The following is a 12,792-nucleotide window of genomic DNA, read 5'->3' on the forward strand; positions in this document are numbered from 1 at the left end:
TCTGCCCAATAGGCGCTGAGCTGCGGTTTTCCTCAGCCACTTGTGGTGACACTCACACGGGCCGCGACGGGCAGATGGTCGCTGCCCGTCTGCGGGAGGGTCCACGAGCTCTTCGGCTCCAGGCCCCTGACCATGATCTGGTCGATGCGCGCCATCGGGAACGACGCCGGCCAGCTGAACCCGGGGCCGTTGCCGGCGGCGCCCTGCGTGGAGCGCATCTGGGAGGTGACGGCGTTGAGCGCGCGGTCGTTCATCGTGCCGTTCAGGTCGCCGAGCAGTACGACGTCCTTCAGCGGCTCGTCGGCGATGGCCTCGCCCAGCGCGTCGGCGCTCTTGTCGCGCTGCCGGGCGGTGAACCCGGCCTCCATCTTCACGCGCACGGACGGCAGATGGGCGACGTACACCGCGACCTGCCCGTCCGGGGCGGTCACGGTGGCGCGCATCGCCCGCGTCCAGCCCAGCTTGATGTCGACGGACCGCACGCCGGTCAGCGGGTACTTGCTCCACAGCCCGACGGTGCCCTCCACCGAGTGGTACGGGTACGTCGAGGCCAGCGCCCGCTCGTACGTCGGGACCGCGGCCGCCGTCAGCTCCTCCAGGGCCAGCACGTCCGCGCCGGAGGCGGCCACGTCACGGGCGGTGCCGGCCGGGTCGGGGTTGCCCGCGTTGACGTTGTGCGTGGCCACGGTGAGGTCACCGCCGGTGGCGGTCTTGTCGCTGAGCTGGCCGCCGAAGAGGTTCAGCCAGACCATCGCCGGCAGCACCACCGCGATCAGGGCGGTCGCTGACTTGCGGACCACGGCGAGGAGGAGCAGCACCGGGATGAGGAGACCGAGCCAGGGCAGGAACGTCTCGACGAGGCTGCCCAGGTTGCCGATCGTGTTCGGGATGCGCGAGTGCAGCACCATGACCACGGCCAGCAGCACCGCGCACATGGCCACGACCGTCCCGCGCCGCCAGATCCGCCGGTCGCCGAGCAGCCGGCCGAACAGGCGCCGAAGCCGGTTTCCCCGGGGCTCGTGCCCCGAGCCGCCGTTGTCCGTCTCCGTCATGTACGCCTGCTGCGCCATACCGTCGCCTCACTGCCTGCCGTGCACACCATCGCCCCCGTGTCTACGACCCTAGGGGATGATCCGTTCCGTTCCCGCCGTCCCTCGACGGCCGTACGGGGGCGAGGACGTTCGAGCCCGCGGGGCGGGTTCCGATCAGGCCCGGAGTAAGCGCCGTCTGTGACAGAACGCGCACACTAGGACCGCTGAGCTGCGGAACTGACGGGTCGTAGGCCTTCGAGGAGGGTGTCGACGACCTGGGCGGCGAGGTCGTCGGGGAGGTCGGCGTCCGGGCGCAGGACGGAGCGGACGAGCACGGGGCCGATGAACATGTCGCTCAGAAGTTCGATGTCGACGTCCGTGCGCAGTTCGCCGTTCTCCTGCCCCCGGCGCAGGATCTCCAGGCCGAGCCGGCGGCGCGGTGCGAGGACGGTGGCCTCGTACGCCGCCCAGATTTTCGGGCTGCTCTTCATCTGGGCGTGCACGTTGGTCAGGATCGCCGACGAGCGCTTGGCCAGGCCGCGTCGGCGCGCCTGTTCCAGCAGGACCACGAGGTCGTCGCGCATGGAAGTGCCGGGGAGCGGGGGGCCGGGGGGTTCGACGGCGCGCAGGACGTCGGCGAAGAGTTCCTCCTTGCCGCTCCAGCGGCGGTAGATGGTGGCCTTGCCGACGCCGGCGGTCCGGGCGACGCGCTCGATGGAAAGCTCCGCGAGGGGCACGCCGTCCTCCAGGAGCCTCATCACCCCCTCGACGATGGCGCGTTCGACGGCCTCGCTTCTGGGGCGGCCCCTCGGGGGGCCGTCTGGCCGGGGATGCCGTTCGGCGAGGCTCACGTCGCTCTGTCCTTTCCTGGGCGGGATGGGATGATTCTCGCGCAGGACTACGACCGCGCGTCCGACAGTTCCCTCTCCTCCTCCGGCCGGGGCTCCGGCTGCCTGCCGGGCAGGAACAGCGCCACGACGACCGCGCCGATCAGTGCGACGCCCGCTCCCCACAGGGCGGTGACGTGCATCGCGTGCAGGAACGCGTCGTAGGCCGGGGTGACCAGGGCCTTGCCCTGCGGGCCCAGCTTCGCGGCGACGCCGAGGGTGGCCTCGATGGACTCGCCCGCGGTGTGCCGGACGGCCGGCGGCAGCGAGCCGAGCTTGTCCTCGACGCCCGTGCGGTACGCCGTGGACAGCACCGAGCCGAGAACGGCGATGCCGAGGGCGCCGCCGACCTGCCGGAAGGTGTTGCTGAGGGCGGAGGCCGAGCCGGCCTTCTCGCGGGGCAGCGCCTGCATGACGACGACGCTGACCGGCGTCATGATGTGCGCCATGCCGGTGCCCATCAGGAAGAAGATCACTTCCAGGATCCAGATGGGCGTGCCGGCGTCCAGCGTGGCGAAGGCGGCCAGCATCGCGGCGATGACCAGCATTCCGGCGGTCGTGGTGGCCTTGTTGCCGAAGCGGTCGACCAGCAGCCGGGCGCGCGGCGCGAAGATCATCTGGGCGGCGGCCAGCGGCAGCATCAGCAGACCGGTCTGGAGCGGCGAGTAGCCGCGCACGCTCTGCGTGTAGAAGACCGAGAAGAAGGTCACGCCCATCAGCGCGAAGAAGACCAGCGCGATGGCGGCGACGGCGGCCGAGAAGACCTTGTTCTGGAAGTACGTGACGTCGATGGACGGGTGGTCGGTGCGCTTCTCGAACACGACGAAGGCGACGAGCACGGCGAGCCCCGCGCCGATCGTCGACAGCACGGTGGCGTCGGTGAAGTCGGCGAGCTGGCCGCCCTTGATGATGCCGTAGACGAGCAGCACCAGACCGATGACCGACAGCACGACGCCGACCGGGTCGAGGCGACCGGGCTGCGGGTCGCGGGAGTCGGGCACCAGCCAGAGCATCAGCGCGAGCGCGAGCAGCACGATCGGCACGTTGACGAGGAAGACCGAGCCCCACCAGAAGTGGTCGAGGAGCACGCCGCCGGTGATCGGGCCGATGGCGATGGCGAGGCCGACGCCACCCGCCCAGATGCCGATGGCCTTCGGCTGCTCCTCGCGCTCGAAGACGTTCATGAGGACGGCGAGGGTGGCCGGCATGACGAACGCGGCGCCCAGGCCCATCACGGCGCGGAAGGCGATCAGCTCCCCCGGCGAGCCGGAGAAGGCGGCGAGCGCGGAGCCGGCGCCGAACACGGCCAGACCGCCGAGCAGTACCTTCTTGCGGCCCAGCCGGTCGCCGAGCAGACCGGCGCTGAACAGCAGGCCCGCGAAGACGAGGGTGTAGGCGTTGATCGCCCACTCCAGCTCGCCCTGCGTGGCCCCGAGGCCCGTCGGGGCGGGGGTGGAGATCGTCTTGATGGCGACGTTCAGGATCGAGTTGTCGAGGACGACGATCAGCAGGCTGAGCATCAGCACGCCGAGGATCGCCCAGCGGCGCCGGTGCACCGCTTCCGGTATGCGAGGGCCGGTGGGGGCGACGCGGTCGGCAGGAGGAGACATGCGCCGAGCGTAGAGGCATTTCGATACGAGACCGTCTCGTATTCGAAGACTTTTACCGAGCCCTTACGTGCGCTGTGTTTCACGGCACCGGCTGGAACTCACGGGGGCTCCCCTAGCCCTCGATGACACGAGGTGCCACCATGGACGTGGTCCGGGGACGCCGTCAGGGCGCCTCGAGATGACGTGTGAGGAGCCGTGCAATGACGCAGCTTCCGGCTGCCCAGAGTGCTCAGAAGAAGTCCTCCGACAGCGGCAAGACGCTGTACGGGGGCAAGGGCACCCGCCGCATCACCGTGCGGGACATCGCCGCCGCCAAGGAGCGCGGCGAGAAGTGGCCCATGCTCACCGCCTACGACGCCATGACCGCGTCCGTCTTCGACGAGGCCGGGATTCCGGTCATGCTCGTCGGCGACTCGGCGGGCAACTGCCACCTCGGGTACGAGTCGACCGTGCCCGTCACCCTCGACGAGATGACCATGCTGTCGGCGGCGGTCGTACGGGGCACCTCGCGCGCCCTGATCGTCGGCGACCTGCCCTTCGGCTCCTACCAGGAGGGCCCGGTGCAGGCGCTGCGCTCGGCGACCCGGCTGGTGAAGGAGGCGGGCGTACAGGCCGTGAAGCTGGAGGGGGGCGAGCGGTCGCACGAGCAGATCCGGCTGCTCGTCGAGTCCGGCATCCCGGTCATGGCGCACATCGGCCTGACCCCGCAGTCCGTCAACTCGATGGGCTATCGCGTGCAGGGGCGGGGCGAGGAGGCGGCCCAGCAGTTGCTGCGGGACGCGAAGGCCGTGCAGGACGCGGGTGCGTTCGCCGTGGTGCTGGAGCTGGTTCCGGCGGAGCTGGCGGCCGAGGTGACGCGGGTGCTGCACATCCCGACCGTCGGCATCGGGGCCGGCCCGGAGACCGACGCGCAGGTGCTGGTCTGGACCGACATGCTGGGGCTGACCGGTGGGCGCGTCCCGAAGTTCGTGAAGCAGTACGCGAATCTGCGTGAGGTCATGGGGAACGCGGCGAAGGCGTTCGCCGAGGATGTCGTGGGCGGAACGTTCCCACAGGAGGAGCACTCCGTCCACTAGAGCCATAGCGGTACCACGGACAGCCCGTCGATCATCCCCCGTCGACGGGCTGTCCCCTTGCCGGGACCACCGACCAGGGCTGTCGGTGGTCTGTCGGTGATTTGTCGGTGGGCCCTGACACCGTCAGGGACATGACGCGAATCGACAAGAACACCGGCGGCGCCGCTGTGACCGTGCGGGGGCTGGTGAAGCACTACGGCGAGACCAAGGCGCTGGACGGGGTCGACCTGGATGTGCGGGAGGGCACCGTCATGGGGGTGCTCGGGCCGAACGGGGCCGGGAAGACGACCCTCGTACGGATCCTGTCCACACTGCTCGCTCCCGACACGGGCCAGGCCACCGTCGCCGGCTACGACGTCGTACGGCAGCCCCGGCAGCTGCGGCGGGTGATCGGGCTCACGGGGCAGTACGCCTCCGTGGACGAGAAGCTCTCGGGCTGGGAGAACCTGTACATGATCGGGCGGCTGCTCGACCTGCCCCGCAAGGACGCCCGCGGCCGGGCCGACGAGTTGCTGGAGCGCTTTTCGCTGACCGAGGCGGCCAAGCGGCCGGCGGCGACGTACTCCGGGGGCATGCGGCGGCGGCTGGACCTGGCCGCGTCGATGATCGGACGGCCGGCCGTGCTCTTCCTGGACGAGCCGACCACCGGGCTCGACCCGCGCACCCGCAACGAGGTGTGGGACGAGGTGAAGCGCATGGTCGGTGACGGGGTCACCGTGCTGCTCACCACCCAGTACATGGAGGAGGCCGAACAACTCGCCTCCGAGCTGACGGTCGTCGACCGCGGCCAGGTCATCGCGGGCGGTGCCATCGAGGAGCTGAAGGCGAAGGTCGGCGGCCGGGCGCTGCGGATCCGCCCGGCTGATCCGACGCATCTGCGGCCCCTCGCCGCCGCGTTGGACGAGCTGGGGATCACCGGGCTCGCCACCACGACCGTGGACACCGACCGGGGTGACGTCCTCGTGCCGATCCTCAGCGACGAGCAGCTGACCGCTGTCGTCGGCGCGGTCACCTCTCGCGGCATCACCGTCTCCTCCATCACCACCGAACTGCCCAGCCTGGACGAGGTGTTCCTGTCCCTCACCGGCCACCGCGCCAGTGCCCCGCAGGACGCCGTACCCGCCGAAGACCTTCAGGAGGCCGCCGTATGAGCGCCGTCACCCTCAACGACGCCGGGACGGACGCCCGTATCCCGCTGCGCGGCCACCTGCGCCACACCGGGGCCCTGATCCGCCGCAACCTGCTGTGGATCCGCAAGGACCCGGAGTCGATGGCCGACGCACTGCTGATGCCGGTCATCTTCACCCTGCTGTTCGTGTTCGTCTTCGGCGGCTCGATCGGGCAGGCGCTGGGCGGCGGGCAGGACCAGTACGTGCAGTACGTGATCCCGGGCATGATCGCGATGATGAGCATGACGCTGTCCCAGGGCGTCGGCACCGGCTTCAGCCAGGACTTCAACTCCGGTGTCATGGACCGCTTCCGGTCCCTGCCGATCGGGCGCGGTTCGGTGCTGTTCGCGAAGATCTCGGTGGAGCTGCTGCGGATGCTGTTCGCGACCGCCGTGCTGATGATCGTGGCCGTCGCGGTCGGGTTCGAGATCACGAACTGGCCGGGGCTGTTCGCGACCGTGGCCCTGTCCACGGCGTTCGCCTCATCGATCATGTGGGTGTTCCTCACCCTGGGCGTGATCCTGAAGAACGCGCAGTCCGTGCAGGCGATGGGCTTCCTGGTGCTGTTCCCGCTCCAGTTCGGCTCGTCGATCTTCGCGCCGACGACGTCGATGCCGGGCTGGCTGCGGGCGTTCACCGACTACAACCCGCTGTCGACGCTGGCGGACGCCGCGCGCGGTCTGATGGTGGGCGGGCCGGTCGCGCACGACCTGTGGGTGACGCTCGGCTGGTCGGTGGCGATCACCGCGGTGATGGCGCCCGTCGCGATCCACAAGTTCCGCACGAAGAGCTGACCGGGCAGAACGGGTCGGCGTCAGAGCAGGGCGGTGGCCTCCTCGGGGGAGAGGCCGCCGCCCTCCGCGTACGCGGACTCGTACGCCGGGTCGCCGAGCACCGCCCGCGCGCGCCGCTCCGCCTGCTCGCGTGCCTCGCGCTCCTGCCGCGCGGCGACGTGCCCGGACGGCAGCAGGGCGTCGGCGGCGCCGAGGCAGCGGGCCGCGTCCCGGGCCCGCTGCCCGCCGTCGAGGCCGGCCAGGGACCCGGCGGCGATGGTCAGGTACACCGCGCGCATATGGGGTGCGATGGCCGCCGAGAGCGGGTCGGCGGCCCGCTCCAGTGCCCTGCGGATCAGGTCCAGGCACGCCTCGTGGCGCCCCTCCATGGCGTCCAGCCAGGCCTCCGCGCCGAGGATGAACGCGTCGAAGACGATGAAGTGGGCGATACGGAAGTCCCCGCGCAGCCGCCGCAGTTGCTCGCGCGCCTCGGGGATGCGGCCCGTCATGCCGAGCCAGCCGGCCAGGAAGAGGCGGGCGGCCGGCATGGCCTCGCTGTGCGAGTCCTCGCGCTGTGCGATCACCTCGCGCAGCAGCCGCTCGCCGCGCTCGCCCTCGCCCGCCTCCAGCAGCGCGCTGCCCAGCCGGGCGGCGAGGACGGCCGCCTGGGCGCGGGCGCCCAGGCGTTCGGCGTGCGCGATGGCCGCCTCGAAGTCGGCGGCGGCCAGGGCGTAGTCGCCCTTGCGTTCATGGGCCTCGGCGCGCGCCGAGAGGGCCTCGGCGGTGCCCCAGGCGTCCCCGAGGCTCCGGTAGATCTCCAGCGACTCGTCGGCGTCACGGGCGGCGTCGCCCGCCCAGTCGGTGCGGTTGGCCAGGAAGTTGGCCCGCATCTGGAGACCGGAAGCCAGCTCCCATGCGAAGCCGGGGGTCTCCCGGCAGGTGCGGATGGACGCGTCGATGATGACGCGCAGCCGGTCCATGTCGCCGGTCAGCATCACGGCGAAGAACCAGAGCAGGCCGGGAAGCCGGCAGTTCTGGGGCAGGCCGGGCTGGTAGGTCCGCGAGATGGTCCGCAGCTTCTGCTGGGAGCGCGGGTTCTGCCAGGCGTCCAGTTCGGTGTCCATACAGGCGAGATGGGCCAGGTGGACACCGCGCCGGGCCTCCCACAGGACCTCCCCGGTCATCGGGGGCGGGGCGTCGGTGCAGCGCTGCCACACCGGGGCGGCGGGGCGGACGGGCTCGGTGAAGGGGTCGGGGCCCAGCGCCATGACCTCGCGGCACCAGTTGCGGGCCTCGATGCGCAGGTCGCGCATCTGCCAGTACCAGACGAGGGACAGTGTCAGGCACAGCGCCTCCTGCTCGTCGCGCAGGGCGACGGCGTGCCGCAGGGCGGTGCGCAGGTTCTCGTACTCCCGCTCCAGCCTGCGGATCGCGGCGAGCTGGCCCGGGCCGCGCAGCAACGGGTCGGTGGTGCGGGCGAGTTCACGGAAGTACGTCAGGTGGGCGCGCTCGGCGTCGGCGCGCTGCCCGGACTCGTCCAGCCGTTCGGCGGCGTACTCGGCGACGGTCTCCAGCAGCCGGTAGCGCATCTCGCCGTCGCCCGACTCGCCGGGCGGTGTGGCCACGACCAGGGAGCGGTCGACGAGCGAGCCGAGTGCCTCCAGGGCGACCGGCCCGCAGACGGCTTCGGCGGCGGGCAGGTCGCAGCCGCCCGCGAACACCGACAGCCGCCGCAGGACGTCCCGTTCGTCCTCGTCGAGCAGGTCCCAGGACCAGTCGACGACGGCTCTGAGGGTCTGCTGGCGGGGCAGGACGGTACGGCTGCCGGAGGTGAGGAGACGGAAGCGGTCGTCGAGCCGGTCGGCGATCTGGCGTGGTGTCAGCATCCGCAGCCGGGCGGCGGCAAGTTCGATGGCCAGCGGCAGACCGTCGAGGCGCCTGCAGATCTCCGCGCACGCCTCGGGGTCGTCCTCGATCCGGAAGCCGGGCCGGGCCGCCGCGCCCCGGTCGGCGAGCAGCCGCAGCGCGACCGGCTCCGGCAGCGGCTCCACGGGCCGCAGCAACTCCCCGGGCACGCCGAGGGGTTCGCGGCTGGTGGCGAGGACGGTCAGGCCGGGGCAGCGCTCCAGCAGTTCCTCGGCGAGCCGGGCGGCGGCGTCGGCGACGTGCTCGCAGTTGTCGAGGATCAGCAGCATGCGGGGCCTGGAGCAGTGCTCGGCGAGCCGCTCGACGGGGTCGTCGAGCCGGTCGGGGACGGCGGCCCGGATGCCCTCGGCGCCGGCGCCGTACAGCACGGTCTCGCGGGCGCCGACGGCGGTGAGCACGGCCTCCGGTACGGCGGCGGGGTCGTCGACCGGGGCGAGCTCGGCCAGCCAGACGCCGCCCGGCATGGCGTGCCGTAAGGTCTCGGCGGCCTCCTGCGACAGCCGTGTCTTCCCGGCCCCGCCGGGTCCGAGCAGTGTCACCAGCCGGGCGGTGGTGAGGTCGGCCCGGATGGTCTCGATGTCGCTCTCGCGGCCGATGAAGGAGGTGAGCCGGGCGCGCAGGTTGCCGACGCCCGAGGCGTCCGCGGCGGGCGCCGACACCGGGCTGTCGTCGCCCGGTTTCAGCAACTCCGCGTGCAGGGAGCGCAGTTCCGGCCCCGGGTCGGCCCCGAGCCGGTCGGCGAGCAGCCGCCGCACGTCCTCGTAGGCGTCCAGCGCCTCAGCCGTGCGGCCGGCGTCGCGCAGGGCGCGCAGGCGCAGGGTCTGGAGGGGCTCGTCCAGGGGGTGGCTGTCGCACAGGGCGGTCAGTTCCGGCAGGGACTGCTCGGCCTGGCCGAGGGCGAGGGCGGCGCTGTGGCGGGCGCGCAGCACGTCCAGGCGGCGGGTGTCCCTGCGGGCCGCCTCGGCGGCGCGGTCGGGGAGGTCGGCGAGGGCCGGTCCGCGCCACACGGCGAGGGCGTCGTCCAGGACCACGGCCGCCTTGGCGGGGTCGCCGTCGGCCAGGGCCCGCAGCCCCTCACCGGCCAGCCGCTCGAAGCGGTGCAGGTCGACATCGTCGGGCGCGGCCGTGAGCCGGTACCCGCCCTCGGCGGAGGCGACCGCGTCCGCCCCGAGCGCCCGCCGCAACCGCCCGATCAGCGCCTGGAGCGCCCCCGGGGCGTCGGCGGGCGGATCACCGCCCCACACCTCGTCGACGAGCAGCCCAACGGGCACGGTACGGCCGGCCCGCAGGGCCAGCACGGTCAGCAGCGCACGCAGCCGCGCCCCGCCCACCGGAACGACCGTGCCGTCGGTGCGGAGCGCCTGCGTGGTGCCGAGGATGCGGTAGCGCACGGGATCCATTGTCTCCGGTGGTACGAGGGCGGGTCACGGCGTTCGGCAGCGCGGCGGGCGCCGGGGCCGGTGTGTGGCCGCGAATGGCCATGGGTGCCGGGTCACGAGGCCCGGTGACCGGTCACGCCGCCGGGAGCCGGGAGGAGGGGGCGATGGCGACGGCCGACCGGAAACCACCGGGCAGGTCACGGCAACCGCAGACGACAGCCAGCCCGAAACCACGCCGAAACCACCGGGCAGGCCGCGACAGCCGCAGACGACAGCCGACACGGCCTTCCGCCCTGCGGTCCGGCGGGCCGGTGCTCAGGCATGTCGGCGGAGCCCGCTGGTACCGGCCCGGCCGTGGCTCCTCGGCGGAGCCGCGACCGTGCTCAGCGTCTCCAGCAGGTCCGTCAGGGCGGCCGCCGTGATGTCCTCCGTCTCGGCGCCGGGCTCGGCACCCCGGTGGATGCCCCGGGCCTCACGGACGGCGTGCGAGAGCCGCGAGTCCGTGCCCGGGACCTCCAGGGTCACCACCACCCCCGACTCCCTGCGCCGCAGTGCCCGGCCGCCGGACCCCTGCTCCACCTCGCCGTCGGCGAACCACTCGGGGCACCGCTCCACCCTCCGCAGCCGCCGCTTCCCCGCGACCGGCTCCCAGGAGCGCGAGCCGGGCGCGCTCTCGGCGTATGTCTGGATCAGCACCTGCACGGCCCGCACCCGCCCGCTGGCCGGGGGCCACCTCGCACCGTGCCGCTCGACGGACAGCAGCCCGACCGACCGGGCCCGGTCCCCCGGTTTCGGCCGCCGGTCCTCCTCGTCGTCGGGGTCCCCGCCGAGGGCGACCGTGAGGCCCGTATCCTCGCGCAGGATCCGGACGCCGCCCACGTCCTCGACCGGTCCCGAGACCTTCGTGAGCTGGTCGTGCCAGCCGCCGCCGAACACACCGTCCGCGTCCAGGAGCAGCAGCGGCCAGCTCACCTCGTCCCCCACCGAGAACGGTGTGCCGCAGCACTCCATCTGCCAGTCCTCGTAGATCACGTGCCAGAGCCCCATGCCCCCACCCTCCCGGAACCGACCGCCCCGCGCGAGACGTTTTCCCCCTGCGCCCGGTACCGTCGGGCCGTCCCATCGCGTGTTCGAGAGTGCCGAGAGTGCAGGGAGTCCCATGACCACCGCCACCAGCCGCCACAGCGAGCGGCGGATCAGTCCCGTCTTCGTCGGGATTCTGGCCGTGACGGCGGTCACGGGATGGGCGACCTGGACCGGGTTCGCGCAGCAGCCCGGGGTCGCCGTGTTCCTCTTCGTGACGGCGGCCTGGATCGTCTCGCTCTGCCTGCACGAGTACGCGCACGCGCGCACCGCCCTGCACAGCGGCGACATCTCGGTCGGCGCGAAGGGGTACCTCACGCTCAACCCGCTGAAGTACACGCACGCGCTGCTCAGCATCGTCCTCCCGGTGATCTTCGTGATCATGGGCGGGATCGGGCTGCCCGGCGGGGCGGTGTTCATCGAGCGGGGGCGGATCCGGGGCCGCTGGAAGCACAGTCTGATCTCGGCCGCCGGTCCGCTGACGAACGTGCTGTTCGCCATCGTCTGCACGGCCCCGTTCTGGCTGGACGCGCTGGACGGCGTGCCGAGCGACTTCCGGTTCGCCCTGGCCTTCCTCGCGCTGCTCCAGGTGACGGCGGCACTGCTGAACTCCCTGCCGGTGCCGGGCCTGGACGGCTACGGCGTCATCGAGCCCTGGCTGTCGTACAGCATCCGGCGGCAGGTGGAGCCGTTCGCGCCGTTCGGCCTGCTGTTCGTGTTCGCGCTGCTGTGGCTGCCGGCGGTCAACGGCGTGTTCTTCGACGTGGTCGACTCGGTCCTGAAGTCCCTCGGGATCAGCGACTTCGAGACCTACTGCGGTCAGGCGCTGTACCGCTTCTGGCAGGGCTCGAACGAGTTCTGCTCGGCCGCTCCCTGAAGGATCAGCCCGTGACGGACTTCTGCTGCTTGGCGCGCTTCACGTAGTACCAGCACATGTTGGACGACAGGCCCGCCAGCAGCACCCAGACGACCCCCAGCCAGCTGCCCTCCATGAAGGAGACCACGGCCGCGGCCACGGCGAGGACGCAGACGATCAGGGCATAGAGGGCGAGGCGGGGCATCTGGTCGGCTCCTGTCGGGGGACACTGCGGGCACTGCTGGTGCCGTCCAGTGTCCCCCATGCCGTCATACGTCCGTGACGCGGAGCCCCGCGTGCGCCTTGTACCGGCGGTTCACGGAGATCAGGTTCGCCACCAGCGACTCCACCTGGTGGGCGTTGCGCAGCCGCCCGGCGAAGATGCCGCGCATGCCGGGGATGCGCCCGGCGAGGGCCTGCACGATCTCGACGTCGGCACGGACCTCTCCGAGCACCATCACGTCCGTGTCGATCTCGTCGATCTCCGGGTCCTGGAGCAGCACGGCCGACAGGTGGTGGAAGGCGGCCGTGACCCGGGAGTCCGGCAGCAGGGCGGCGGCCTGTTCGGCGGCGCTGCCCTCCTCGGGCTTGAGCGCGTAGGCGCCCTTCTTGTCGAAGCCGAGCGGGTTGACGCAGTCGACGACGAGCTTGCCGGCCAGCTCCTCGCGCAGGGATTCGAGGGTCTTGCCGTGGCCGTCCCACGGCACGGCGACGATCACGATGTCGCTGCGGCGCGCGGTCTCGGCGTTGTCGGCGCCCTCGACGCCGTGCCCGAGTTCCTCCGCGGCGGCCTGGGCACGGTCGGCCGCCCGCGAGCCGATGATCACCTTCTGCCCGGCCTTGGCGAGCCGGTAGGCGAGGCCCTTGCCCTGCGGCCCGGTCCCGCCGAGCACTCCGACGACGAGTCCGGAGACGTCGGGCAGGTCCCAGGGGTCCTTGGCGGGGGCCTTCCGGGCGTTGTCGGTGGCAGCACTGTCGGTAGAGGTCATGGCCCAGACTCTA

At 72.1% G+C, this 12,792-nt stretch carries 11 protein-coding genes; 4 read left to right on the forward strand and 7 right to left on the reverse strand.

The features are described 5' to 3' along the window. Nucleotides 1-32: 32 nt before the first annotated feature. The 3 genes from V8690_RS11490 to V8690_RS11500 form a co-directional block, all read right to left on the reverse strand. Nucleotides 33-1,070 carry an endonuclease/exonuclease/phosphatase family protein gene (locus V8690_RS11490; RefSeq protein WP_338778021.1) on the reverse strand — a complete coding sequence of 346 codons (1,038 nt, stop codon included), beginning with the start codon at nucleotides 1,068-1,070 and terminating at the stop codon, nucleotides 33-35. Between the two features lie 176 nt (nucleotides 1,071-1,246). Beyond that, a complete protein-coding gene (locus V8690_RS11495) occupies nucleotides 1,247-1,882 on the reverse strand; it encodes a TetR/AcrR family transcriptional regulator (protein WP_338778023.1) in 636 nt (211 codons plus the stop codon). Nucleotides 1,883-1,929: 47 nt separating this feature from the next. Beyond that, the gene (locus V8690_RS11500; protein WP_338778026.1) at nucleotides 1,930-3,528 is read right to left on the reverse strand and encodes an MFS transporter; all 1,599 of its coding nucleotides are present in this window, start codon (nucleotides 3,526-3,528) and stop codon (nucleotides 1,930-1,932) included. Between the two features lie 200 nt (nucleotides 3,529-3,728). Here V8690_RS11500 and panB point away from each other — a divergent pair, with 200 nt between their 5' ends. From panB to V8690_RS11515, 3 genes are all read left to right on the forward strand, one after another. Then, nucleotides 3,729-4,604, forward strand: coding sequence for a 3-methyl-2-oxobutanoate hydroxymethyltransferase (panB, locus tag V8690_RS11505; protein ID WP_338778027.1), 876 nt, complete (start codon nucleotides 3,729-3,731; stop codon nucleotides 4,602-4,604). Between the two features lie 131 nt (nucleotides 4,605-4,735). Further along, complete coding sequence (locus V8690_RS11510) at nucleotides 4,736-5,755, forward strand: ATP-binding cassette domain-containing protein (RefSeq protein ID WP_338778028.1); 1,020 nt, start codon at nucleotides 4,736-4,738, stop codon at nucleotides 5,753-5,755. After that, nucleotides 5,752-6,567 (forward strand): ABC transporter permease, encoded by an 816-nt coding sequence (locus V8690_RS11515; protein ID WP_338778029.1) that lies wholly within the window; start codon nucleotides 5,752-5,754, stop codon nucleotides 6,565-6,567. Before V8690_RS11510 ends, V8690_RS11515 begins: the two co-directional genes overlap by 4 nt. Nucleotides 6,568-6,587: 20 nt before the next feature. Here V8690_RS11515 and V8690_RS11520 read toward each other — a convergent pair whose 3' ends face one another. Together V8690_RS11520 and V8690_RS11525 are read right to left on the reverse strand one after the other, a co-directional pair. Further along, complete coding sequence (locus tag V8690_RS11520; RefSeq protein WP_338778030.1) at nucleotides 6,588-9,872, reverse strand: BTAD domain-containing putative transcriptional regulator; 3,285 nt, start codon at nucleotides 9,870-9,872, stop codon at nucleotides 6,588-6,590. A gap of 294 nt (nucleotides 9,873-10,166) precedes the next feature. After that, nucleotides 10,167-10,898 carry a DUF6578 domain-containing protein gene (locus tag V8690_RS11525; RefSeq protein ID WP_338778031.1) on the reverse strand — a complete coding sequence of 244 codons (732 nt, stop codon included), beginning with the start codon at nucleotides 10,896-10,898 and terminating at the stop codon, nucleotides 10,167-10,169. Between the two features lie 112 nt (nucleotides 10,899-11,010). Here V8690_RS11525 and V8690_RS11530 point away from each other — a divergent pair, with 112 nt between their 5' ends. Then, nucleotides 11,011-11,811, forward strand: coding sequence for a site-2 protease family protein (locus tag V8690_RS11530; RefSeq protein ID WP_338778034.1), 801 nt, complete (start codon nucleotides 11,011-11,013; stop codon nucleotides 11,809-11,811). 4 nt (nucleotides 11,812-11,815) lie between these two features. Here the strand turns inward: V8690_RS11530 and V8690_RS11535 are convergent, their stop codons facing one another. Together V8690_RS11535 and npdG are read right to left on the reverse strand one after the other, a co-directional pair. Beyond that, nucleotides 11,816-12,055 (reverse strand): hypothetical protein, encoded by a 240-nt coding sequence (locus tag V8690_RS11535; RefSeq protein WP_338778036.1) that lies wholly within the window; start codon nucleotides 12,053-12,055, stop codon nucleotides 11,816-11,818. Between the two features lie 4 nt (nucleotides 12,056-12,059). Continuing rightward, nucleotides 12,060-12,779 carry an NADPH-dependent F420 reductase gene (npdG, locus tag V8690_RS11540; RefSeq protein WP_338778038.1) on the reverse strand — a complete coding sequence of 240 codons (720 nt, stop codon included), beginning with the start codon at nucleotides 12,777-12,779 and terminating at the stop codon, nucleotides 12,060-12,062. Between the last annotated feature and the right edge of the window lie 13 nt (nucleotides 12,780-12,792).

The organism is Streptomyces sp. DG1A-41 (assembly GCF_037055355.1).
Taxonomy (GTDB): Bacteria; Actinomycetota; Actinomycetes; order Streptomycetales; family Streptomycetaceae; genus Streptomyces.

Excerpts from the sequence above, each read along its gene's own strand:
- V8690_RS11490 (WP_338778021.1), bottom strand. The coding sequence starts at position 1,070 with ATGGCGCAGCAGGCGTACATGACGGAGACGGACAACGGCGGCTCGGGG.
- V8690_RS11500 (WP_338778026.1), bottom strand. The coding sequence starts at position 3,528 with ATGTCTCCTCCTGCCGACCGCGTCGCCCCCACCGGCCCTCGCATACCG.
- panB (WP_338778027.1), top strand. The coding sequence starts at position 3,729 with ATGACGCAGCTTCCGGCTGCCCAGAGTGCTCAGAAGAAGTCCTCCGAC.
- V8690_RS11510 (WP_338778028.1), top strand. The coding sequence starts at position 4,736 with ATGACGCGAATCGACAAGAACACCGGCGGCGCCGCTGTGACCGTGCGG.
- V8690_RS11515 (WP_338778029.1), top strand. The coding sequence starts at position 5,752 with ATGAGCGCCGTCACCCTCAACGACGCCGGGACGGACGCCCGTATCCCG.
- V8690_RS11520 (WP_338778030.1), bottom strand. The coding sequence starts at position 9,872 with ATGGATCCCGTGCGCTACCGCATCCTCGGCACCACGCAGGCGCTCCGC.
- V8690_RS11525 (WP_338778031.1), bottom strand. The coding sequence starts at position 10,898 with ATGGGGCTCTGGCACGTGATCTACGAGGACTGGCAGATGGAGTGCTGC.
- V8690_RS11530 (WP_338778034.1), top strand. The coding sequence starts at position 11,011 with ATGACCACCGCCACCAGCCGCCACAGCGAGCGGCGGATCAGTCCCGTC.
- V8690_RS11535 (WP_338778036.1), bottom strand. The coding sequence starts at position 12,055 with ATGGGGGACACTGGACGGCACCAGCAGTGCCCGCAGTGTCCCCCGACA.
- npdG (WP_338778038.1), bottom strand. The coding sequence starts at position 12,779 with ATGACCTCTACCGACAGTGCTGCCACCGACAACGCCCGGAAGGCCCCC.